This window comes from Flavobacterium sp. MMLR14_040 (assembly GCF_033657265.1).
Lineage (GTDB): Bacteria > Bacteroidota > Bacteroidia > Flavobacteriales > Flavobacteriaceae > Flavobacterium.
Genome location: NZ_JAWVWO010000006.1, coordinates 242,994 through 266,705, shown reverse-complemented (window position 1 = coordinate 266,705; position 23,712 = coordinate 242,994). Strand labels below are relative to the sequence as shown.

General features: G+C 32.3%; 23 protein-coding genes. 13 read left to right on the top strand and 10 right to left on the bottom strand.

Features of this window, described 5'->3' with window-relative positions; translation table 11 throughout:
* Positions 1-27: 27 nt before the first annotated feature.
* Both SD960_RS11085 and SD960_RS11080 read right to left on the bottom strand, forming a co-directional pair.
* Positions 28-2,082, bottom strand: coding sequence for a M48 family metalloprotease (locus SD960_RS11085; protein ID WP_318803056.1), 2,055 nt, complete (start codon positions 2,080-2,082; stop codon positions 28-30).
* 29 nt (positions 2,083-2,111) lie between these two features.
* Positions 2,112-2,540, bottom strand: coding sequence for a PaaI family thioesterase (locus tag SD960_RS11080; RefSeq protein ID WP_318803054.1), 429 nt, complete (start codon positions 2,538-2,540; stop codon positions 2,112-2,114).
* 127 nt (positions 2,541-2,667) lie between these two features.
* Here SD960_RS11080 and SD960_RS11075 point away from each other — a divergent pair, with 127 nt between their 5' ends.
* A complete protein-coding gene (locus tag SD960_RS11075) occupies positions 2,668-4,182 on the top strand; it encodes a hypothetical protein (protein ID WP_318803052.1) in 1,515 nt (504 codons plus the stop codon).
* Between the two features lie 105 nt (positions 4,183-4,287).
* Positions 4,288-4,920, top strand: a complete 633-nt coding sequence (locus SD960_RS11070) for a hypothetical protein (RefSeq protein ID WP_318803049.1) — start codon at positions 4,288-4,290, stop codon at positions 4,918-4,920.
* Positions 4,921-4,950: 30 nt separating this feature from the next.
* Here SD960_RS11070 and rlmH read toward each other — a convergent pair whose 3' ends face one another.
* The 7 genes from rlmH to SD960_RS11035 all read right to left on the bottom strand — a co-directional run bounded on the left by rlmH (position 4,951) and on the right by SD960_RS11035 (position 10,588).
* Positions 4,951-5,424 carry a 23S rRNA (pseudouridine(1915)-N(3))-methyltransferase RlmH gene (gene rlmH, locus SD960_RS11065; protein WP_318803046.1) on the bottom strand — a complete coding sequence of 158 codons (474 nt, stop codon included), beginning with the start codon at positions 5,422-5,424 and terminating at the stop codon, positions 4,951-4,953.
* 109 nt (positions 5,425-5,533) lie between these two features.
* The gene (locus tag SD960_RS11060) at positions 5,534-5,836 is read right to left on the bottom strand and encodes an antibiotic biosynthesis monooxygenase (protein ID WP_318803043.1); all 303 of its coding nucleotides are present in this window, start codon (positions 5,834-5,836) and stop codon (positions 5,534-5,536) included.
* 39 nt (positions 5,837-5,875) lie between these two features.
* Positions 5,876-7,291: an adenosine deaminase gene (locus SD960_RS11055; RefSeq protein ID WP_318803040.1), complete on the bottom strand. Its 1,416-nt coding sequence runs from the start codon at positions 7,289-7,291 to the stop codon at positions 5,876-5,878.
* A gap of 259 nt (positions 7,292-7,550) precedes the next feature.
* Positions 7,551-7,835 carry a GNAT family N-acetyltransferase gene (locus SD960_RS11050; RefSeq protein ID WP_318803037.1) on the bottom strand — a complete coding sequence of 95 codons (285 nt, stop codon included), beginning with the start codon at positions 7,833-7,835 and terminating at the stop codon, positions 7,551-7,553.
* Positions 7,836-7,840: 5 nt separating this feature from the next.
* Complete coding sequence (locus SD960_RS11045) at positions 7,841-8,236, bottom strand: OsmC family protein (protein ID WP_318803035.1); 396 nt, start codon at positions 8,234-8,236, stop codon at positions 7,841-7,843.
* A 3-nt stretch (positions 8,237-8,239) separates the two neighbouring features.
* Positions 8,240-9,121 (bottom strand): pirin family protein, encoded by an 882-nt coding sequence (locus SD960_RS11040; protein ID WP_318803033.1) that lies wholly within the window; start codon positions 9,119-9,121, stop codon positions 8,240-8,242.
* Between the two features lie 366 nt (positions 9,122-9,487).
* Positions 9,488-10,588, bottom strand: a complete 1,101-nt coding sequence (locus SD960_RS11035; RefSeq protein ID WP_318803030.1) for a DNA alkylation repair protein — start codon at positions 10,586-10,588, stop codon at positions 9,488-9,490.
* Positions 10,589-10,818: 230 nt separating this feature from the next.
* Between SD960_RS11035 and nadC the strand changes: the two genes are divergently transcribed.
* From nadC to priA, 5 genes are all read left to right on the top strand, one after another.
* Positions 10,819-11,676 (top strand): carboxylating nicotinate-nucleotide diphosphorylase, encoded by an 858-nt coding sequence (gene nadC, locus SD960_RS11030; RefSeq protein ID WP_318803026.1) that lies wholly within the window; start codon positions 10,819-10,821, stop codon positions 11,674-11,676.
* 83 nt (positions 11,677-11,759) lie between these two features.
* Positions 11,760-12,683, top strand: a complete 924-nt coding sequence (locus SD960_RS11025; RefSeq protein WP_042564333.1) for a YihY/virulence factor BrkB family protein — start codon at positions 11,760-11,762, stop codon at positions 12,681-12,683.
* 1 nt (position 12,684) lies between these two features.
* Positions 12,685-13,116: a DUF2147 domain-containing protein gene (locus SD960_RS11020; RefSeq protein WP_318803020.1), complete on the top strand. Its 432-nt coding sequence runs from the start codon at positions 12,685-12,687 to the stop codon at positions 13,114-13,116.
* Between the two features lie 13 nt (positions 13,117-13,129).
* On the top strand, positions 13,130-13,876 hold the full coding sequence (gene bla-B1-FLAV, locus SD960_RS11015) for a subclass B1 metallo-beta-lactamase (protein WP_318803017.1): 747 nt from the start codon (positions 13,130-13,132) through the stop codon (positions 13,874-13,876).
* Positions 13,877-13,900: 24 nt separating this feature from the next.
* Positions 13,901-16,351: a primosomal protein N' gene (priA, locus tag SD960_RS11010; RefSeq protein ID WP_318803014.1), complete on the top strand. Its 2,451-nt coding sequence runs from the start codon at positions 13,901-13,903 to the stop codon at positions 16,349-16,351.
* Here priA and SD960_RS11005 read toward each other — a convergent pair whose 3' ends face one another.
* Positions 16,352-17,050, bottom strand: coding sequence for a LytR/AlgR family response regulator transcription factor (locus SD960_RS11005; RefSeq protein WP_042564338.1), 699 nt, complete (start codon positions 17,048-17,050; stop codon positions 16,352-16,354).
* A gap of 176 nt (positions 17,051-17,226) precedes the next feature.
* Here SD960_RS11005 and rpsF point away from each other — a divergent pair, with 176 nt between their 5' ends.
* From rpsF to SD960_RS10975, 6 genes are all read left to right on the top strand, one after another.
* Positions 17,227-17,568 carry a 30S ribosomal protein S6 gene (gene rpsF / locus SD960_RS11000; protein WP_007810575.1) on the top strand — a complete coding sequence of 114 codons (342 nt, stop codon included), beginning with the start codon at positions 17,227-17,229 and terminating at the stop codon, positions 17,566-17,568.
* 5 nt (positions 17,569-17,573) lie between these two features.
* Positions 17,574-17,870, top strand: coding sequence for a 30S ribosomal protein S18 (rpsR, locus tag SD960_RS10995; RefSeq protein WP_002987043.1), 297 nt, complete (start codon positions 17,574-17,576; stop codon positions 17,868-17,870).
* A 65-nt stretch (positions 17,871-17,935) separates the two neighbouring features.
* Positions 17,936-18,376 carry a 50S ribosomal protein L9 gene (gene rplI, locus SD960_RS10990; RefSeq protein ID WP_318802983.1) on the top strand — a complete coding sequence of 147 codons (441 nt, stop codon included), beginning with the start codon at positions 17,936-17,938 and terminating at the stop codon, positions 18,374-18,376.
* 100 nt (positions 18,377-18,476) lie between these two features.
* Positions 18,477-21,647 (top strand): TonB-dependent receptor, encoded by a 3,171-nt coding sequence (locus SD960_RS10985; protein WP_318802981.1) that lies wholly within the window; start codon positions 18,477-18,479, stop codon positions 21,645-21,647.
* A 116-nt stretch (positions 21,648-21,763) separates the two neighbouring features.
* Complete coding sequence (locus tag SD960_RS10980) at positions 21,764-22,237, top strand: DUF6495 family protein (RefSeq protein ID WP_042564341.1); 474 nt, start codon at positions 21,764-21,766, stop codon at positions 22,235-22,237.
* Positions 22,238-23,434: 1,197 nt separating this feature from the next.
* The gene (locus tag SD960_RS10975) at positions 23,435-23,659 is read left to right on the top strand and encodes a hypothetical protein (RefSeq protein ID WP_318802977.1); all 225 of its coding nucleotides are present in this window, start codon (positions 23,435-23,437) and stop codon (positions 23,657-23,659) included.
* Positions 23,660-23,712 lie beyond the last annotated feature (53 nt).

Below are 23,712 nucleotides of genomic sequence, written 5' to 3'. Positions count from 1 at the left end.
TGTCAAAATACATAAAGTATCCTGTTATTAGTTTATCAACTGAATTTTAAAATCCAGTAAATCTTTTTTCTTCTGAAAAAAAGATTTAGATAAAATCATTTGATAATTATTCATTGCTTTAGACAAAATTTCTAAACATTCATTTAGGTACTCGTTTTTATTAAAGTAAACCCAATCTTCGGATAAATATTTTGCAAATAATTGTTTTGTTTCTATTGTAATTGCACTATTGTAACTTTTGTTTTCCAACATTTTCTCGATCTGAATCTTAAATTGGTCTTCTTCTATTTTTAGCAATTTCATTTTTCTTTCAATGACTTCAAAAGTATTTACATGATGCATAAACTCAGATGCATTTAACATTTTTACAAAGAAATCAATATTAATATCAAATTCCTTGTCCATTTTTTGTAGCTCATCATAAAGACTTTTAAATTCTTCTCTTTTATTTTGATGATTTGCCAAATTCACGAAATAAAGATAAATCTCAATATCATTTTTAGCTATTTGATCTTTGATTTCTTTTAATTCCGTTTCTAATTCTTTTACTAATTCTTTTGCATTTTTAGCCGGAACTTTGTGTCCGTCATATGAAAATGATTTTATTTTATAGTTTCCATCAACAATTTGTTTCAATGTATTAATATCTTTTTCTAAAGAAATTGAATTATACACTAAATCTACGGCTGAGTTACTGAATAATTCTTCTGCATTTTTAATTGAAACATCAGGCAATATTGAATCAAAATCAACATTACCCGGATTTTTATCATCATAATAGCTATTAAAAAGATCATTAAATGAATTTGATAAAAAGTCTTTTTCGTACTCTTCAAAAAATTTATCATTTTCATGAAAAATAACATCATTAGAATAAGTAACTGTAGAAAACAATTTATTGGTAAATTTATTTTGTAATTGTTTGCTATCTTTAAACAATCCAATTGCCAATGAAGTATTTTCTTCAGTTGTTTTTAAATTAAGCTTCTCTAATTCTTTTACCCTGTCTTCTATACTTGGATGTGTTCCCCATTTATTCTCAATAACCAGTTTTGATTTATTATATCTATTAAAAAAATCGGAAGTTAATTGCGGCAAATTATTTTCGACTTCAAGTTTACTTTTCGCCGCTATAAAATTCATTACAAAAGATTGTTGCGAATAGATATTCTCTGTACTAATTGAATCCGGAATATTTTTCTCGTAGTAATTTAATACTGTATTAAAAGAATGATCAGCCAAATCTAATCTTAATAACGATGTAATTAAGGGTTTTGATCCTGTAACTCCTGCCGCAACGGCATCAGCATGAAATTCCATTTGTCTGGATAAAGCGTGATAACTAATATTTACTACACTGTAAACCTGTCTTAATATCCACTGAATTCCTTCTACGATTTTCACTGCAATTATTGTAAAAAAAGCGAAGTAACCGTTTACACTTCCCCAGCTTTGCGCAATAGAGTTATACGAATCATTGTCATAAAGCATATTGTGAATAATTTGATTTACATTATAAACATAACTGCCCACTTTCATACTACGTTGCGAAAAATGTCCGAATTCATGAGCCAAAATAGCTTTAAGTTCGATTTCAGAAACAGAGTTAATTAATCCAACGCCTATTTGAAGATTTTTTTTGATCGGTAAAAACATACTCCAAAAAGTGGAATCGTAAAAAACCGAAGCATTTACTTCTGGTGATAAATAAATTTTTTTAGGAAAATCGGTTTTAACAACACTCACAATATCAGCAATAAAAGCAAACAATTTAGGTTCTTCTTCGCGAGTTATTTCTATTAAATGAGAACGATCAACAGTATGCTTTACAAACATAAATTTAAATAGAAAGACCAAAACAAGTCCTCCCATGCATAATAAACCTGCACCAATCATTATAGTTAAAAACATAGGTTTTGCAGCTATAATCATCAAACCTCCATAACCTGCAAAAATAGTTATACCAATTGCCGAAAGAATTAAAGCAACATAAACAATAAAAAAAAAGATAACAGAAAGGATCGCATTTGTGGTCCTCTTTTTAAACTTGGCAGAAACTGGAGCTGAGTAATTTTGCGTCATTAATTATTCTTTTTTTGGTTATATATTAATTAAACATTCTTTTTATCTAAAACCATATTAGTCAATTTACAAAGTGAAATCAAATTCCCTTCTTCATCGGTAATTTTAATTTCCCATAAATGAATACTTCGTCCTTTATGAATGATTCGTGCAGTACCAAAAACCCAGCCTTCGCGAATGCTTTTTAAGTGATTGGCTGAAATTTCGATGCCGCGGACTTCCTGTAATTTTGTATCAATAAAGAAAAAAGAGGCCGCGCTGCCAACACTCTCTGCCAAAGCAACAGAAGCGCCGCCATGTAAAAGTCCCATTGGTTGGTGAACACTTGGATTTACAGGCATTTTGGCTACTAAAAAATCTTCGCCTGCATCAATATATTCGATTTTTAGCGTCTCCATCAAGGTGTTTTTGGTAAACTGATTGCAGCGCTCTAATATTTGTTCTCTGGTATAATTCATTAAAATGGACTTTAAAATCGTAAAATTAAAGAAAAGATGAGTTACAAATTCGAAAATCCAATTCTATTATTTAAAATCAGCTTCAAACATGTAAGTTTTTTGTTATTTTTACAGAAAAAGAATTTAAATGCGTCACTATTTTGCACTCTTAATTTTCGGTTTCCTCCTAGCTTTTAGTTCCTGCCGAACTGATTTTGATACTGTTGCCAGTTCAGGAGATTTAAAGTTTTCAAAAGATACCATTTATTTAGATACTGTTTTTAAAAATATCGGTTCGAGTACCTATCAGCTAAAAGTTTACAACAAAAGTAAAGATGATATTTCGATTCCGACCATTCAGCTTAAAAAAGGATTGAATTCTAAATACCGAATGACTGTTGACGGAATGAACGGAAACAATGGCAAAATCTTCAATGACATAACTCTCTTAGCCAAAGACAGTTTGTATATTTTTATAGAAACAACGGCAGATATTACAGATGCCAATCCAACAGATTTTTTATATACAGATGAAATTCAATTTGATGGAGGTTCAAATCTTCAGGAAGTAGCTTTGGTTACTTTAATTCAGGATGCCGTTTTTCTTTATCCGAAACAAAATCCTGACGGAACTAAGGAAAAAATTGAGATTGACGGAAAATCAGTCGATGGTTTTTATTTGGATGAAAATGATGCTGTAAACGGAAATGAGTTGATTTTCAACAATCAGAAACCTTATGTAATTTATGGCTTTGCAGGAGTTCCGGAAAGTAAAACTGTCACTTTTGAAGCCGGAGCGCGAGTTCATTTTCATGCCAATTCAGGACTTTTTGTAGACAATAATGCTTCTCTTAAAATTAACGGAGATGTCTCTACAACCGAAAAACTCGAAAACGAAGTTGTTTTTGAAGGCGATCGTCTGGAACCTGAATATTCTGATGTTCCCGGACAATGGAGTTCTGTTATTTTTTCTAAAGAAAGTACCAATCATTCTATCAATCACTTAACATTGAAAAATGCAACGATTGGTTTATCAATTCAAAATCAGGATGAAACCGCTTTTCAAATCAAAAACACTCAAATTTACAATTGTGCCGAATATGGAATTTTAGCTCAAAATGCTCATCTTAATGGTGAAAATATTGTTATCAATTACTCCGGTTTGGAGAGTTTGTCTTGTGCTTATGGCGGAAATTACAGTTTTACACATTGTACTTTTTACAATAATTGGCAAAGCAGTTCGCACTTTGCTGTGAATTTAAGCAACAGTTTGGCGGGCGCAACTCCAGAAACGAATCCGTTGACTCAGGCGACTTTCAATGATTGTATTATTTATGGATCGAATACCAGCGAATTTAATTTGAACAAAAATACTGCTGCACCTTTTGTATATCAATTAAACAATTGTCTGTTAAAATTTAGCAGTACATCATCAAATCCAGATTATCAATTTAAGACAGATACGGAACATTATAACAACATTATCTTAAACGAAAATCCGAAGTTTTATAATGTTAATCTCAACAAATTCAATATTGACAATACTTCTCCCGCTTTCGCGAAGGGGAATCAGGCGTATATAATTCCGTTGGATATTATTGGAGTTACGAGAACTTCCCCTCCTGATTTGGGCGCTTATCAAAGTGCTGTTTTTCCGAAGTAAAGATTTGTCACAAAAGGCGCTAAGGCACAAAATTAATTCTCATTTTATTTCATTTCGGCGAAGGAGAAATCACATGCTTGTGTTTAAAAAATAAATAAATAAAATATGAAATACTTTATTGTAATTATCGCTCTCTTCCTTTTCTCCTGCGGAAAAAAAGAAGATGTACTACTTCCAAAATCTAACATTACAATTGTAAAAGACGTTCAGGATCTTTCACCAATTTACATTTTTTTCAAAATAGAAGGGAAGGATACAATTGCAGACCTAAACAGAAAAAACAGTATTATTTCAACCAACTGGATTTTTAATGTTGATAAACGTTTACCATTAAGATTGGTAATTCCGGAAGTAATAAAATTACAGGAAAAGAAACGTGGAGAAAAAGCACACAAAAATGAAAAAGCCGAAAATTATTATTCCTATGCAGATTCTGTTGGAAAAAATTTAGCCTTTTTGCCTTTCACGAAAGTGTATTATAAAATGGAAAAACTAAATAAAGAAAATTTTGTATTTCGTTTTAGAAAAGGAAAAAAGAAAGTTTTGATGGGAAATAAGGAAATAAAAATATCAGAAATATTACAACGTTTTTATAGTATAAAGTTTGAAAGAGTGCCAGATGTCGTATTTTTATTTGATAAGAACATGAGTTATGAAGAATATATTCAACATAAAATTTTACTGCAAAAATATGTGTCATACAATCTTGATAAACTGCCGGTAGAATTCATTTTCTAACTTGAAACAAGGAAAACCTGAAACAAAAAACTATTGATGATGATAAGGTTCATTCCTTAAAATGGTAAAGCCGCGATACAATTGTTCGATAAAAAACAAACGAACCATTTGATGCGAAAATGTCATTAGCGAAAGCGAAATTTTTCCCTGTGCTTTGCTGTAAACCGTATCTGAAAAACCATATGGACCGCCAATTACAAAAACTAAAGTTTTGATTCCTGAGTTCATTTTCTTTTGTAATTCTTCGGAAAAACCAACGCTAGAGAAGTTTTTCCCGTTTTCATCCAATAAAATCAACTGATCAGTTGGCGTTAATTTTGATAGAATCAATTCGCCTTCTTTTTCTTTTTGCTGACTTTCAGATAAATTTTTCACGTTTTTGATATCGGCAATAATCTCCAAATCAAATTTGATGTAAAAAGACAAACGTTTGGTATAATCGTCGATTAAAGTCTGCAACGATTTATTGTCGGTTTTGCCAATGGCGATAAGTTTAATATTCATCTTTTATTTTTATTTTTTTGCCACGAATTGCACGAATTTCCAAAAATTAAAAATTGAAAAAATCTGTGTGGATCTGTTCAATCCATAAAATCTGTGGGCAATTTATCGCCTATTTTTTATTCTCAAAAACAGTTTCAAAATGCTCTACAATTGGAAACGGTTCATAATAATTGTGCAAAATCTTCTTCCATTCTAAATACGCTTCAGACGTTCTAAAACCTACAGTATGATCTTCGAGTGTATTCCAGTCAACCAATAAAAGATATTTATTTTCTACTTCAAGACATTTCTGTAAAGTATGTCCTAAATAACCATCAATTGATGAAATATACTGACTTGCTTTTGCAAAATCAATTTCAAATTGATTTGCTAAATCAGGTTTTACGAAAAGAAATGCGGCTTCTAGAATCATAATTTTATTTTTTTCATGCCGATTTAGCAGATTTTTTATTTAGTTTTTAGAAAATTTATCTTCAAAAGTTTTAAATCTTGAGTCTAAATCCTTCAATAATTGTTTTTTTACCGATGTATCCTGAATAAAACTATAGTTAATACTGTTGTAAACATATTGTTTTATAGTTGCGTATGAAACATCTTGATATCTTTTTGCCAATAAAACATATTGTTCCGTCATATTGGTTCTTAAAATTCCGGCATCGTCGGTACTAATAACAATTGGCACATTAAACTCTTTGTAAAGTGTAAACGGATGTCTGTTTTCTTTTACTTTCAAAATGAATTCGTTACTCACTAAATTAATCTCGATCGGAATGTTGTTTTTTGCCATATATCGTAATAAATCATAAGAATTTGCTTCGTACGCAATATCAACTCCGTGCCCAATTCTGTTTGCGCCCGCAACATGAATTGCATCGTTAATATGCCAGGTTAAATCTTCTGGTAAAACCAAACCTAAAGTTAATTCGCCCGCATGAAGCGTGTATTTTACATTGGGAAATTTAGCGTGACAATATTTGAACATGACCATATGAAGCCAATAATCTTTCATGGAATTTTCACCATGTTCCGGAGAAACGATGTTCACGCCCGCAACCAGTTTGCTTTCGTTTGCAGAGATAAATGCAATAGTTAGATTTTTAAACAAATCAACAGGGTCCATAAAACGCAGCACAAAATTTTGATAGCGCATTGTAAAACGATCGTCATCAATTTTTAAGTCTTTATGAAGTTTTGCTATGAAATTATTGTTGAAATCTGTTGCGTATTTTTTGGCATCTTTTTGCTGAATCGATTTATACAATTCGTCTAAAATTTTGAGAACTGCTTTTTCGTCTTTTTGTGCCGAAGCCTGAGGCAGTTTTGTATTGAAATCAGATAAATCAGAAACGTTCATATCGCACGGAATTGTTGACAATTGTGTTTCAATGTAACTTACATTTTCAGAAAGTGCACGCTTTTTTAATTCGAGCATTCCTTCTGCAAAATGACCTTGTATGGTAGGTTCGAATTTCATAAAAGAATCAAAAAACTGATCGTCAGAAGGGACAGAACCGTTATAATCTTTAACCGACCAGGTTTGCATGACTTGTTGTTCGTAAAATTCAAGTTTTCCCTGGTTCTTAAGCGAAGAAAAAGTTTGCCAGTTTCCTTGTGAAGGTTTTGTTTTGGAAGCTGCCATTGTTTCTAAATTCAGATAAAAATCTTCTGCAATAGCTCTTTCCAAAAGAGGTTCTGCATAAACTGATCCCGAAAAATGATGGTGTAAATCGCCGCCTTTAGGCATTTGTTGAAAAAAAGCTGTTAAGAGAGCTTCGTTATTTCTGATTTTTTCTAAATAATTTTCAGCCGATTGAGAAAAGCCGATTTCTGCTATGAAAAAAAAGAAAAGTGTAATTATCCTTGACATACTCTAAGTTTAAATTACATGCAAATATACGAGTTTTTGAGGAGATTAAAAAAAAATGATTTTGGGATGTGATTTAACGTTGCGAATTTAACCGCAGAGATCGCAAAGGTTTTTCGCAAAGGGCGCAAAGTTTTACACCATTTTTGGACGAAAAAATCAACAATTGTCTATAAACAAAAAAAGACGCACTGCTGTGCGTCTCTACGATAATATTCGTTAGAAAAACCTCTGAACCTTTGTACCTTTGTAACTTAGTACCTCAAGAAAAAAGCACATCACGAATTTCCTCAACTTTATCAAAAACACTTTTCGCAAAAGGACAAAGCGGAATAATTTTTAAATTATTGGCTCTGGCATAATCCACAGTAGCCATAAGTAGTTTTTTACCAACACCTTTTCCACTAAAATCTTCACTTACTTCTGTATGATCGATGATGAATTTTGAATCTCCAGCCCAGGTATATGTCATTTTTCCGGCTTCTTTTCCGTCTTCTACAGCTTCAAAATAACCTCTTCTTGTATCGTTAATTTGTTGAATTTCCATGGTAATTATATTAATGTGGTTTTAATTTCGATTGAATGTGTGAGTGTTTTATGAATTGGGCAACTATTTGCTATTGTTTCCAACCTTTGTCTTTGTGTTTGGTCGACTTCGCCAATCACTTCGATTTTTCGGGTAAATAAGGATACATTTCGCTCAGAATCTCTTTCAAAATCAATTTTTACATTTATTTCAGAAACATTCCATTCTTTACGATTAATGTACATTCGCAAAGTAATCACGGTGCACGAAGCCAATGAGGCTGCCAAAAGTTCTGTTGGATTTAAACCTAAATTTTTACCGCCTAATATTTGAGGTTCATCAGAAATTAAAATATTTCCACTGGCAGATGTGACTTCCGTTCGGTACAAACGCGTATCAATTTGTGCTGATATAGTATCCATATATTATTTGATTTTAGGTTCTGGTAAAGGCACAAATTCGGTTTCGCCCGGAACTTTTGGAAAAGTTTGTTCTCTCCAGTCTTGTTTGGCTTTTTCGATCAGGTTTTTATCCGAAGAAACAAAATTCCAAAAGATAAAATGCTCTTCGGGAAATGGTGTTCCGCCAAAAATATAAACAGTACTATTTTCTGCTAATTCAAACTCACATAAAGTGCTTTCGTTTGTAATTAAAATTTGTTTTGGCTCATAGACATGATCTCCGCTTTTAATGCTTCCTTCCAAAATATACAAGCCGCTTTCGCCAAATAAATCTTTGCCAATATTTATCTTTTTAGCCTGAGTACTTTTAATTTCAATAAAATATAACGGACTATAAACCGGAACTGGCGATTTTTTCCCAAAGGCTTCTCCGGCAATTAATTTATATGAAACGCCATCTTCATCCCAACTCGGAATATCATCGGCTTCTATATGGGCAAAATTCGGTTCCATTTGTTCTAATTCTTTTGGTAATGCAACCCAAATTTGTAAACCGTGGAGCATTTTATCCGAATGTCTTAAATATTCCGGCGTTCTTTCAGAATGTACGATTCCTTTTCCGGCTGTCATCCAGTTTACCGCGCCCGGTTTTATTTCTAATTCTGTCCCTAAACTGTCGCGGTGCATAATGCTTCCTTCAAATAAAAATGTCAATGTAGAAAGTCCAATGTGCGGATGTGGAGGAACATCCATATTTTCATGATCACTTAAATGTGCCGGACCCATATGATCAATAAATACAAATGGCCCAACGGCTCTTTTTTCGCGGAAGGGCAATAATCTGCCTACCATAAAATTGCCAATACTGGCAGAACGTTCTTCGATAATTAAACTGATATTTGACATGGTATTTGTTTTAGTTGAAAGCAAAATTACAGTTGTAGTCACAATCTGCAACTTAATTTAGATTAAGAAACTTGTTTTTGAATTATAAAAGTAAGGAAAATCATTTATTAAGTTTTTAGGAGTTTATTAAATTTTGATTTATCCTTGAAAAGTCTCGGAGGGACGAAATATTTATAGAAAAAATAATGACAAGTTATATTAAACCCCATCGGGGTGAAATAACCGTAGTTTGATATCGCTCCGCTGGAGCTTTTTGGTAAAATGTTATGGATTTCTATAAATATTATACTCCGCTGGAGCTTTTGCTAAATGTTATGGATTTCTATGAATATTATACTCCGCTGGAATAAGATTAACTAATTGAAATTAATCTATCAATTCAAATTCCAAAGCCTCACTTTCGGTTCCATTAATAATAATAGACAATTGATGCATTCCTGTATGAAAAACACGAGTTGTAATCAATTTAAAGGATTGTTTTCTTTCAATTTTGGTTAATTGATTTGGCTGGTAGATTTTCTCACTGATTTTAAAGACTTTCTTAGCCAAATGTCCTTTTGATTTTTTATAATGAACGGCATATTCCAAACGAATAATTTTGTCTTCATTATTTTTATTATTTAAGTGAAATTGAAACTGTAAAAAATCTCCAACTTTTACGACGGGCGTTTTAATTTCAAAATTAGAAAGTTCAATATTGGTGCTTTCTAAACCGTAATGACTCAGGATTTTCGGATGACCTTGTTTTAATAAAGTCCTGCAGCCATGTTTGATAATCGCGTCGGTTTCTTTGCTAATGCCGCGCCACTTTGAAGCAATTTCTAATACAATTTCAGGATTATCTTTTACAATATCATTTAAGTTATTGGCAACACTTCGGCGGACATATTCTGACGGATCATTTTTCAGGTTTTCTAAAATTGGTAAAATAGAAGTTGGATCTTTTTTCAAAAACGGAATCGCCATTGCCCACGGCAATCTTGGCCGGCTTCCTTCGCTCGCCAAACGTCGCACATGATGATTTTTATGAAGGGACCATTTGACCATTTCGTCTATCATCTTTTCCTGGTATTTTAAAATAAAAGGGCGAACGGCAAATTCGCAGCTTATAAATTGTGTGATAGATACAAAGGCTTTCGCCGAAGTTTTAAAGTCGTCTAAACCGTAAGTTTCTATATAATCAGCAAAAAAGATGAACGCCAGATTTCCGTCGGTAAAATTATTTTTCTTTAAATTTTCAATGATTTTATCAATTAGAGAAACCGCTTCCGGGAAATTTTGTGGCATAAACTGATGTAAAACAACTGTGGTGTGTTTCATGCGTTCTTTCCATTCCTTTTGGGCAAAATCGCCCTTATAAATGGTTTCGATGAATTTTTGTTTATCGAATGTTGAATGTACTTCGGCGACGGTCTGACCAAATTTTTCGTAAAAAGTAACGGAGTAAATATCTTTAATTAATGCCATGATTTTGTTTGAATGAATTTCAAAGATATTTAATGTTTTTTGTTTTGAAACAATTAGTTTTTTGAACCATTAAGATATTAAGTTGATTAACAACCATAGCCTTAATTTTCTTTATATCTTAATGGTGAAAAAAAAGCAGTATTTTTCTGTTAAAAAATTAATTCGCAATAATGGAATTTTCAAATCCACAAAATATGTTCTACTTTAGCATCTTATAAAAATTAATAAAAATGATTAGCGATATACAATTTCAAACGGAATTACAATTATTAATTAGCAACGCAATTCGCGAAGATGTAGGCACGGGAGATTATAGCTCATTGGCCTGTATTCCTGAAACTGCCCATGGTCAGGCTAAATTATTAGTAAAAGATCAGGGAATTATTGCCGGCGTTGCAATTGCTAAAATGATTTTTGAATTTGTAGATCCAAAATTAAAAGTGAAGACTTTTATTGAAGATGGAACGCATGTAGAATATGGAGATGTGGTTTTTGAAGTTTCAGGAAGTTCTCAGTCGATTTTAAAATCTGAAAGAGTGGTTTTGAATACCATGCAGCGTATGTCTGCAATTGCCACAAAAACAAGTCAGTACGCAAAACTTTTAGAAGGTACCGGCGCAAAAATATTAGATACACGTAAAACGACGCCAAATTTTAGGGTTGCAGAAAAATGGGCAGTAAAAATTGGAGGTGGAGAAAACCATCGTTTTGCGCTTTATGATATGGTTATGCTAAAAGATAATCATATTGATTTTGCGGGCGGAATTACGCTTGCAATTAAAAAAACAAAAGAGTATTTGAAGGCTCATAATTTAGACCTTAAAATTATTGTTGAGGCAAGAAATTTGGATGAAATTCGTGAGATTTTATTAAGCGACGGTGTTCACAGAATTCTGATTGACAATTTTAATTATGAAGATACTAAAACAGCCGTAACTTTAATTGGTACTAAATGCCAAACAGAATCTTCGGGAAATATCAATGAAAAAACGATTCGTGAATATGCATTATGTGGCGTAAATTATATCTCTTCGGGAGCATTAACGCATTCTGTTTATAATATGGATTTGAGCCTTAAGGCATTTTAAGTTAGGAGTTGTGAGTTATAAGTTATGAGTTTTGTTATTGAAAAAATCTAAAATCTAAACTCTGCAATCTAAAATCAAAAAAAATGTCTCAAGAGATAGAAGCGCGGATTGAAAAAGTTCCTGTATTACGTTCTGTAGTACGGCTTTTAAAGCAGATAAAACTACCCTGGTTAGAAGGCTTTTCGTTATACGATTTGCTCGAAATGTACACTTTAGGTATTCTTGAAGGTGCATTTTCGTATCATGCGAGTGCCGTTTCGTTTAGCTTTTTTATGGCTCTGTTTCCTTTTGCATTGTTTATTTTAAACTTAATTCCCTTTATTCCAATTGATAATTTTCAGGCAGATTTTCTGTTATTCGTGCAGCAGAGTGTTCCGCCAAATACCTATGATGCTATTAATAAAATTATCAGTGATATTTTAAATAATAGTCATTCCGGTTTATTATCGTCAGGATTTTTACTTTCTATTTTTTTAATGGCAAATGGTGTAAACGGAATTTTGAGTGGTTTTGAATCGTCTAAACATGTCTTTGATAAACGTGGTTTTTTTAGTCAATATTTAGTCGCATTGGCAATTTCACTTGTAATGACTATTATATTATTTGTAACCGTGGCCACAATTGTTGTTTTTGAGGTATTTATTCAAAAAACAATTATTCAGGATGTGTTAAGTGATAACATTCCACTGATTATTTTAGGGCGATATGCGTTTGTTTTGGTAATGATTTTGGTAACGTCTTCAATATTATTGCGTTACGGAACAAGACAATACAATAAAGTGCCTTTTATTAGTATTGGGTCAGTTTTTACAACGGTCTTAATTGTTATATCTTCGTTCTTTTTTGGGATTTGGGTTATAAAATTCTCAAAATACAACGAACTTTATGGTTCTATTGGCACATTATTAATTCTAATGTTTTATATTTGGATAAACTGTATGATTCTGCTTTTAGGGTTTGAATTGAATGCTACTATCAGAAAATTAAAACAAAAAAAAAATAAATAATATGAAAAATTGGATGTTAACAATTGGATTGTGTTTTCTAACCTTAGGCACAATTCAAGGCCAAAGTGTGATTGGAAAATGGAAAACAATTGATGATGCGACTGGAGAAGCTAAGTCAATAGTAGAGATTTACGAAAAATCGGGAAAAATTTATGGTAAAGTATCGGATATACTTCGTGCCGACCATAAAAAAGATATATGTGTCAAATGTGAGGGAGCAGATAAAAACAAACCTATTTTAGGAATGGTGATCATTAACGGGCTTAAAAAAGATGGTTCTGAATATAGCGGAGGGACAATTCTGGATCCTACAAACGGAAAAAAATACAAATGTTATATCGAACTTGAATCTGCTGATAAACTAAAACTTCGTGGTTATGTTGGAATTTCTATTATGGGAAGAACACAATACTGGACAAGAGTAAAAAATTAATTTTGTAATTAAAATGCGAAAATTAGCATCAGTAATTTTATTCTTGGTTGCGCTGTCAAACAGTTTTGGACAATCTAAGAATTCGCCATTACAAATAAGTCATCTTACAGGTGACTTTTATGTTTATAAGAGCTTTCATGATTATAACGGTACGATGATTTCTGCCAATGCCATGTATCTTGTTACAGATAAAGGAGTTGTGCTGTTTGATGCGCCGTGGGATAAATCACAATTTCAACCTTTATTAGATACTATTAAAGCGAAACATAATAAAGAAGTTGTGATGTGTTTTGCAACGCATTCTCATGATGACAGAGCGGGAGGTTTGGATTTTTACAGGCAAAAAGGAGTAAAGACTTATTCCGGTAAATTGACAGATAATATTCTTAAAAAGAATAACGAGAAAAGAGCTGAATTTATAGTTCCAAACGATACAATATTTACTGTTGGAAACCATACTTTTGAAGTTTATTACCCAGGAAAAGGTCACGCACCAGATAATATTGTGGTTTGGTTTGATAAAGAAAAAGTACTTTACGGAGCGTGTTTTATAAAAAGTGCAGATGCAAAAGATCTGGGTTATCTGGCTGATTCTGATGTAAAAGAATGGAAAAAATCAATCGAAAAAGTAAAAACGAAGTTTAAAAATCCAATCTATATTATTCCGGGTCATGAAGACTGGACAAATACAGAATCGCTAAATCACACTTTGAAGTTGGTTGATGAGTATCTTGCTCAGAAATCTTCGGCTAAAAAATAATTTTCTAATTCCATAAATATTTACATGTTTTTTGTCGAAGTTGTTCTACCGCTTTCCTTAGCTAAAACCTTTACATATCGTATTTCTGAGACTGAATTCCATTTCATTAAAAAAGGAATGCGGGTTGCGGTACCTTTTGGTAAAAGTAAAATCTATACGGCATTGGTAATTGATATGCATCAAAATGCTCCGACTTTATATGAAGCCAAAGAAATTCATCAAATTTTAGACGAAAAACCTATTGCAACTGAAGTTCAGATTAAACACTGGCTTTGGGTAGCAAATTATTATATGTGCGGCATTGGTGATGTGTATCGCGGCGCTTTTCCAAGCGGATTATTGCTTGAAAGTGAAACAATTATTTCGCATAAAACAGATGTTGTTATAAATCAAAACGAACTTTCTGACGAAGAATTTTTGGTTTATGAAGCTTTGCAGCAACAGAGTTCTTTAAAAGTTCAGGAGATTATTTCAATCTTAAATAAGAAAAATATTTTGCCGGTTCTTCAAAAAATGATGGCCAGGGATATTATTGTTTTAGAAGAAGAAATAAAAGAAAGTTACAAACCAAAATTGATTCGCTATGTAAAATTACATAGTAAATACGAATCTGATGAAGGTTTGGGACAATTGCTTGAAATATTAAAAAGCGCCAATAAACAAAAAGAAATTGTTTTGGCTTTTTTTCAATTACGTGCTTCAGAGAAGAAACCAATAACAGTAAAAAAACTGGTGGAGATTTCGAAATCTACTTCTGCAGTGGTAAAAGCGTTAATTGATAAAGAAATTTTTGAGGAGTATCTTTTACAACACGACAGGATTTCTTTTGATGGAAAAGCTTCAGAAAAAGAGTTGCAATTAAGCGATGCCCAGGAAGGTGCTTTTACAGCAATTAAAGATAATTTTCTGGAAAAAGAAGTTTGTCTGCTTCATGGTGTAACATCAAGTGGTAAAACAGAAATTTACATCAAATTAATTGAAGAATATCTGTCAACCGGTAGGCAAGTTCTTTATTTGCTGCCTGAAATTGCACTTACAACGCAGTTGGTTTCTCGTTTAAGACTTCATTTTGGAGACAAAGTGGCTGTTTTTCATTCAAAATATAGTAATAACGAAAGGGTAGAAGTTTGGAAGCAAACACTTGAAAACTCTGAAAAAGCGCAAATAGTGATAGGAGCAAGGTCGGCTTTGTTTTTACCTTTTGCTAATTTGGGTTTATTGATTGTCGATGAAGAACATGAGCAGACTTTTAAACAAACAGATCCCGCACCTCGCTATCATGCGCGCGATGCAGCAATTGTTCTGGCTAATTTTCATCAGGCAAAAGTGCTTTTAGGATCTGCAACGCCAAGTATTGAAACTTATTTTAATACCCAAACTGCAAAATATGGTTTGGTAACGCTTACAGAACGTTATAATAATGTTCGAATGCCCGAAGTTGTTTTGGTAGATTTAAAAGACAAACACTTCAGGAAAAAAATGACGGGTCATTTTAGCGATCTTTTAATCGAAGAAATAGCTGAAGCTTTGTCGTTGGGTGAACAAGTGATTTTATTTCAAAACAGAAGAGGATATTCGCCTATTTTTGAATGTATGACTTGTGGACATGTTCCGCATTGTCAACAGTGTGATGTAAGTTTGACTTTTCACAAACATAAAAATCAATTACGCTGCCATTATTGTGGTTATTCGATTGCAAAACCAACGCATTGCCATAGCTGTTCGAGTATAGATTTGACAACAAAAGGTTTTGGAACAGAACAAATTGAACAGGAATTAATTTCTCTTTTTCCAAATGCTAAAACCGCAAGAATGGATCAGGATACGACGCGGGGGAAATATGGTTTTGAAAAAATTATTGATTCGTTTAAAGGCCGCGAAATAGATATTTTGGTAGGAACGCAAATGCTGGCTAAAGGCTTGGACTTTGATAATGTAAGTTTGGTAGGTATCATGAATGCCGATAATATGCTGCATCATCCCGATTTTAGAGCTTTTGAGCGTAGTTTTCAAATGATGACACAAGTTGCGGGGAGAGCAGGAAGATCAGAAAAACAGGGTAAAGTTGTGATTCAGACCTACAATCCAAATCATAATACAATACAGCAGGTTACTACACATAATTATGCGGGTATGTATAAAGAACAATTGTATGATCGTATGATCTATAAATATCCTCCTTATTTCAGGATTATAAAGTTAACTTTAAAACATCGGGACTTTGATAAACTAAAGGAAGGATCTATGTGGTTGTATCAGGTTTTGAGTCAAAATCTGACTATGCCAGTTTTAGGACCGGAAGAGCCGGCAATTAGCAGAATCAGAAATGAATATATCAGGACGATATTAATTAAGATTCCTCAGGAACTACATTTAGCAAACACAAAAAAAACTATTCAGAAGATGTTGAATAGTTTTGAAGCGGTTGCTCAGTACAGAGCTATAAAAGTTACTGTAAACGTCGATTTTTATTAATTAAGAAGATGTAGATAGAGCTTTTACCAAATCTTCTTTTTTGTTTCGGCTTAATGGGATTTTGGTAATTCCAATTTCGGCAAATTTACTGTTGAAACGTTCTACTTTATCAATATTAATAATATAAGACTTGTGTACCCGGATAAATTTATCTTTAGACAGGTCGTTTTCAAAAGATTTCATTGTTGAAAGAACCAAATTGCTATCATCTTCGGTAACAACTCTTACATAATCTCCAAAAGCTTCAATCCATTTGATTTTGGCTGTAAAAATTTTAAGTTTTTTCAGATTGCTTTTGATAAAAATATGTTCGCCTTCTTCTTCTTTTACTTCTTTTTTAAGTAGATGCATATCAATTGCTCTTTTTACAGAAGCATTGAATCGATCTACTGCGATAGGTTTCTGAAGATAATCGGTAGCATCATAATCAAAAGCTTTTAACGCATATTCTGCTTTAGAAGTAATAAATATAATTTGTGGTTTAGTTTTTAATCCGTCCAAAAAATCAAAGCCATTTATAACCGGCATTTCTATATCAAGAAATATTAAGTCGATATTATTTAAGGAGATACAGCTTTTCGCCTCGATTGCGTTTGAAAAGTCACCAATTAAATGCAAACCTGGGTGATTATTGACTAATTTAGCAATAATTGTCCTCTGTATAGAACTATCATCTACAACAACACAATTTAGTTTCATAACATTTAAATTTATATAAATCAGGATAGCAGTAGTAAATATATTAATTTTTTTAGGAAAAAAACTAAAGTAGATCTTTATTTTTTACTTTACATCGAATAAACGTAAAAAAGAGTTGTTTATTTAAATATAATGATTACTTTTGCACCCAATTTTAACAAATAAATATTGTATTTATGAATCATTATGAAACTGTTTTCATTTTAAATCCCGTTTTATCTGAAGTTCAGGTGAAGGAAACAGTAACGAAATTTGAAGAATTTCTTACTAGTAGAGGAGCTGAAATGGTATCGAAAGAGGATTGGGGTCTGAAAAAAATGGCTTACGAAATCCAAAACAAAAAAAGTGGTTTTTATCACTTATTCGAATTCAAAGTAGCTGGAGAAGTTCTAATTGCTTTTGAAACTGAATTTAGACGTGACGAAAGAGTTATGCGTTTCTTAACTGTAAGTTTAGACAAACATGCTATTTCATGGGCTGAAAGAAGAAGAGCCAAATTAAAATCTACTAAAGCTTAATTATTATGTCTACAATAGAGCAATCTGCAAAAGGAAAAAAAGACGGAGATATCAGATATTTAACGCCTTTAAACATTGAAACTAACAAAACTAAAAAGTATTGTCGTTTCAAAAAATCAGGAATCAAATATATCGATTATAAAGATGCTGATTTCTTATTGAAATTCGTTAATGAGCAAGGAAAAATTCTTCCTCGTCGTTTAACCGGAACTTCATTAAAATACCAAAGAAAAGTTTCTGTAGCTGTAAAAAGAGCGCGTCACTTAGCTTTAATGCCATACGTGGCCGATTTATTAAAATAATTAAAAACTCTAGTCGCTGGTTTCTGTTATGCAGAACCTAACTTCTAAAATATAAGGACAACAACATGGAACTTATTTTAAAACAAGACGTACAAAACTTAGGATTTAAAGATGATGTAGTATCAGTTAAAGCTGGTTACGGTCGTAACTTTTTAATTCCTCAAGGATTCGCGCATTTAGCTACACCTTCTGCAAAGAAAGTTTTAGCTGAAAACCTAAAACAAAGAGCACACAAAGAAGCTAAAGTTGTTGCTGATGCTAAAGCATTAGCTGAAACAATTAAAGCTCTTGAAATTAAACTTACTGCAAAAGCTGGTGGAGAAAAACTTTTTGGTTCTATCACAAACATCGACATTGCTGAAGCTTTAGAGAAATCAGGTAATGCTATTGATAGAAAATTCATCACTAGTGGTATCGTAAAACGTACAGGAAAATATTCTGCTAGCATCCGTTTACACAGAGATGTTATCGTTGACTTACCATACGAGATTATCGCTGAAAAATAACATTTTGTTAACTTCTTGTTAATAAAATATAAAAGCCACTCCAACGAGTGGCTTTTTTTTGTCTAATTTTGAGGGAAATAACTCACTCAAAACTAGGAAAATGAAAAAAATCTTTGCATTATTGTTATGTTTGCTGGCCTTAACCGCGGTCACGGGGCAAACAACAACTTCGAGTATTAAGGGTATTGTAAAAAGTTCTACCAACGAACTATTACCCGGTGCTAGTATATTAGCCATTCATACTCCGACTGGGGGTAAATATTCTGCCGTTTCAAATGAAGATGGAAGGTTTAATATTTTGAATATGAGAATTGGAGGACCTTACAAAATTGTTGTAACTTTTGTAGGCTTTCAGGATCAGGAATATAATGATATCTATCTTGATTTAGGAAAACCGTTTAATATAGATGTTTTGCTTGCTGATGCGAGCCAGGCGCTGGAAGAAGTAAAAGTTGTTGCTAAAGATAAGGTTTTTAAAAGCGGAAAAACCGGTGCAGAAACTACAATTGGCAGAAGAGAGTTAACAGCATTGCCAACCATTTCTAGATCTGCTGAAGATTTTACACGTTTGGAACCAACTGCGAGTGGTGGATCTTTTGGAGGAAGAAATGATCAATACAATAATTACTCTTTAAATGGTGCGGTATTTAATAATCCGTTTGGTCTGGATGCTGCAACTCCCGGAGGACAAACTGGTGCTCAGCCTATTTCGCTGGATGCTATTGAGCAAATTCAGGTGGCGACTGCTCCTTATGATGTTACTTTATCCGGATTTACCGGTGCTTCTGTAAATGCAGTTACAAAATCGGGAACAAATGAGTTTCATGGTACTGCATATGCTTTTTACAGAAATCAGGATTTGACCGGCGATAAAATTAAAGGAGAAAAAATATTTGTACCAACGCTAGAACAAACTCAGGCAGGTTTTAGTTTAGGAGCTCCTATTATTAAAGATAAATTATTCATTTTTGGAAATTTTGAAATTGATAAAAGAAGCGATTTAGGTTCAAATTTTGTTGCCAATAATAACGATGGTGTGACGGGAATTAATGAATCAAGAGTTTTAGAATCTGATTTAATTGCAGTTTCTAATGCTTTGGCAGGTTTAGGATATAATACAGGCGCTTATCAGGGGTTTAAACATGAGTCAAATTCAAATAAAGGAATTATTAAAGTCGACTGGAATATCAGTGACAATCATAAATTGGCCGTTATTTATAATTTCCTTGATGCTTCAAAAGATAAACCTGCGCATCCCACAGCTCTTGGTTTTAGAGGGCCAAATGCTTCAATTTTACAGTTTCAGAATTCAGGATATCAAATTAATAATAACTTAAGTTCTTTTTTAGTTGAATTAAATTCAAAGTTAAGTGAGAAGGTTTCGAATAAGTTTCAGGCAGGGTATTCACATTTTAATGATTACAGAGTTCCATTCTCTGTTCCGGCTCCTGTGATTAATATTCAGGATGGTGCGGGTTCTAATTATATTATTGCTGGTCATGAACCATTTTCGATCAATAATACTTTAGATCAAAAAGTAATTCAAATCACTAATAATTTAACTTATACGGTGGGTAAACATGCTTTTACTTTTGGAGCTTCTTTTGAAAAATTCGGATTTAAAAATTCATTTAATCTGGGTGGTTACGATAACTTCGGAAATCCGAATGGTTATGCAGGAACTTTTTTCACTCCCTATTTTACAACACAGGATTTTTTAAATGATGCTGCTCAGCCGTACGCAACCAGTATCATAGCGCAAAACCTTCAATATGCTCAGGATATTTTTAATGCCAAAAGTAACTCTGAAGTAGGAACTGATGGCGGATGGAAACTGGCTGAATTAAATGTAGGGCAATTGGCATTTTATGCACAGGATGATATTAGTGTAAACGATGATTTTAAATTGTCTCTAGGTTTAAGAATTGATAAACCATTGTATTTTAATACAGCAGATTTGATTCAGAAATATATAGATACTGATAATGGAGGCTCTGGAAGAGACAATAATATTGATTATTATAATCCTCAAACAGGTCAGGCTGTTAAATTGATTTCTACAGATTTACCAAGTGACAGAATTCTTTGGTCTCCTAGAATTGGATTTAACTGGGATGTAAAAGGCGATGCAACTTCTCAACTTCGTGGAGGTTCTGGGATTTTTACAGGAAGAATTCCGTTTGTTTGGTTAGGAAACCAGGTTAGTGGTGCCGATGACAGTTTCTTTCAAATTATGGATCCGGATTATAAGTGGCCACAAGTTTGGAGAAGTAGTTTAGGATTTGATCACAGATTTGAAAGTAATTATATTGTAACAGTTGATTTGTCTTATAATAAGGATATAAATGCGGTTCAGGTTCAAAACTGGGGATTAAAACCTCCAACCGGAACTTTAGCCGGTGTTGACAACAGAGCTATTTATGTTGCTGCGGATAAAGGAGCAAACAATGCTTATGTAATGACAAATTCTGATAAAGGAAGTGCTTTTAATGCTTCTGTTAAATTACAAAAAACTTTTGAAAACGGTCTGTATGCTAGTGTAGCTTATAATTATTTAAAATCAAAAGACGTAAACTCTATTGAAGCAGAGATTACAGGAGATGCTTTTTCTTTTAATCCTGCATTAGGAAATGTAAATACAGCTGCGCTTTCGAATTCTAAATATGGCGATAATCATCGTTTTATTGGAGTTGCCTCTAAAAAATGGAAATACGGAAAAGACAAATGGGCAACAACAGTCTCGACTTTTCTGGAATATGCTCAGGGCGGACGTTTTAATTATACCTATGGAGGAGATATTAACGGAGACGGTTCAAGTGTTAACGATTTGATTTATATACCTACAACGGCAGAAATCGCAACGATGAACTTTAGCGCCCCAGGACAAGGAGAAGCTTTTGATAAGTTTATTTCTCAGGATAAATATATGAGAGACAGAAGAGGGCAATATGCAGAGCGCTATGGAGCAATATCACCATGGCGAGGAAGATGTGATGTTAAATTATTACAGGATTATAATTTCAGAGTTTCTTCTGCATCCGAAAAAACGAACACGATCCAGTTTAGTATTGATATTTTGAATTTCGGTAATTTACTTAATTCTGATTGGGGAGTTGTTCAGGTTCCTACGAGTGTTCAGCCAATTGGTGTTACAGTTGCAGGAAATACACCAACTTATACCTTTAATAATACACAAACTAAAACGTTTAGTTATGATGCTAGCTTAACATCCAGATGGCAGGCTCAATTTGGTATTAGATATATCTTCTAGTAAGTGAAAAAAAGTTATAAATTTGCCCTCGCATTTGTGAGGGCTTTTTTTATGGATTAAAAGTAGTTATAATCTGTTTAAGCTTTTTTAAAGCGTTTAAATCAAAGAAAAAATAAATGAAATACGCAAGATTAACAAAAGAGCAATTTGATGAATTGCATGCAGAATTTGCTAGTTTTTTAGCAACTCAGGCAATTGATAAAGCTGAGTGGGATTCTATTAAAGAGAATAAGCCGGAAGTGGCAGAACAGGAGCTGGATGTTTTTTCGGATTTAATTTGGGAAGGTGTTTTGTCAAGAGCTGAATTTTTAGAGCATTTTTCTAAAAATCACATCTTTTTGTTTCAGTGTTTTGAAACTCATGTTCAGTCAATAGTATTGAAATCATTAGTTCCCGATACTGATTTCTTAACTAAAGAAGGGTTGCAATGGCTGAGTGATAATATGTTTACTGAAACAATCGAAATGAAAGTAGGTAAGAAAGTTTTTACTGAAGATAGAAATGCTTCTATTTTTGAATTGATTCAACAAGGGGCTTTTTTAAGCGACGGACAGCTTTTTAAGCAAATTAATACTATTATTGAATCTTAATCGTTATAGTTGAAATATTTAAAAGGTAAATAATTGATGTTAAATTATTTACCTTTTTTAGGTTATTTAACTTTTGTTTAAACTTTTTTGTTTTTTTTACCCCGTATTTTTACCTGTTTTTTTAGAATTGTTTAAAAATGTCATCTCTACACTTGTTATTGTAAGTTTTGCTTTTCAATTTTTTATCGAATCATTGAAATTGAGTATGTTACAAAATGCAAAAAGTAATCATAAACCTACATTTTTGCGTTTTCATGAAAAAATATGGTTTTTTTTATGATTTCTATAACAGTTTGTTTTTTGGCTTTAGACCTTTATTTTATTGGCATTGCACCGTTTTTTCATTTTTCATTTTTTTGGTAATTTAAAAAATATAAGAATTTTGCACTTGTTTTATATTTAGGTTTTTCTTAATTTTAGTAAAGGAAAAGTTAAACAAAATGTGTTTGCTTTTTTTTACAAGACTCAAATAGCAGAATTGAATTTGAATAAACAAATCACTGTTTTTGAGATTTAATAAAAGCCAAAAGATTTAATATAAACTTAATTCATTTATTTATGGAATTGAAATTTACTCTCTTTATAAAGTTTGCGTTAGGTATCCTTATCATTTTATCTTTATTTATTTCTTTTTTGGGCAAAATTAAATTTAGCCCTAAATCCATCTTTAATTCAACAGCAAATTTATTTTATAATTTTAAACATAAAATTCACTTTTTATTTCCAAACCCCAGTCGAGGATTTGTTAATGAAGAGTATTGTTGTGTCTAATCTTTAAATTCAATTCGTTATTGCATAAAAATCATGATTCAATTTTAGAACCTAAATTCTAAATAAACAAATTATAGATCGCCTAATCAACTTTCTATACTATTGAATCACATTCTATATTGTTAAATTCCCCCCGTATAAATTCCCTATAATTTTCTATATGAAAATTATTGCAGGTACAAGTCACTCCGTTTGGAAGATTGATTCAGATCAACATTTCCAAAAAGTTTTGAGATATCTTTTATTCGTTTGGGATAAAAAGTACTCTTTAGTATATGGTTTTTGTAAAATTTAATTTAAAATTTAGTTAGGTAAGGTTTTAAATTTCGGTTTAACTAGTTGATTATTATTGTTTTTTATGATTGCTTAGGTATATGTACCTATTGCAACAGGTGTTTTATTGTCCATTTTCTAATCTTCCAAATTATGAAAAAACTCTTTGCTTTTTGTAATTCCCTCTTTCAAAAGAGATCGTTAGGACTGTTGTTTTTATTACTGCTATGTAATAATGCATTTGAGCAAAACTTTTGCAGACCAGGATCAAATACAAATAGTATTTGTTTTAAAGGCATTGGTTCAGGTGTAACTAATCCTACCGTTGACAACAACAATGATGCAGGCTTGACCACATTTTTTATTCGTTGGGGATAAAATGCTCTTAGTGTATTTGATATATAAAATACATTTTTTTACAAAATCTAATT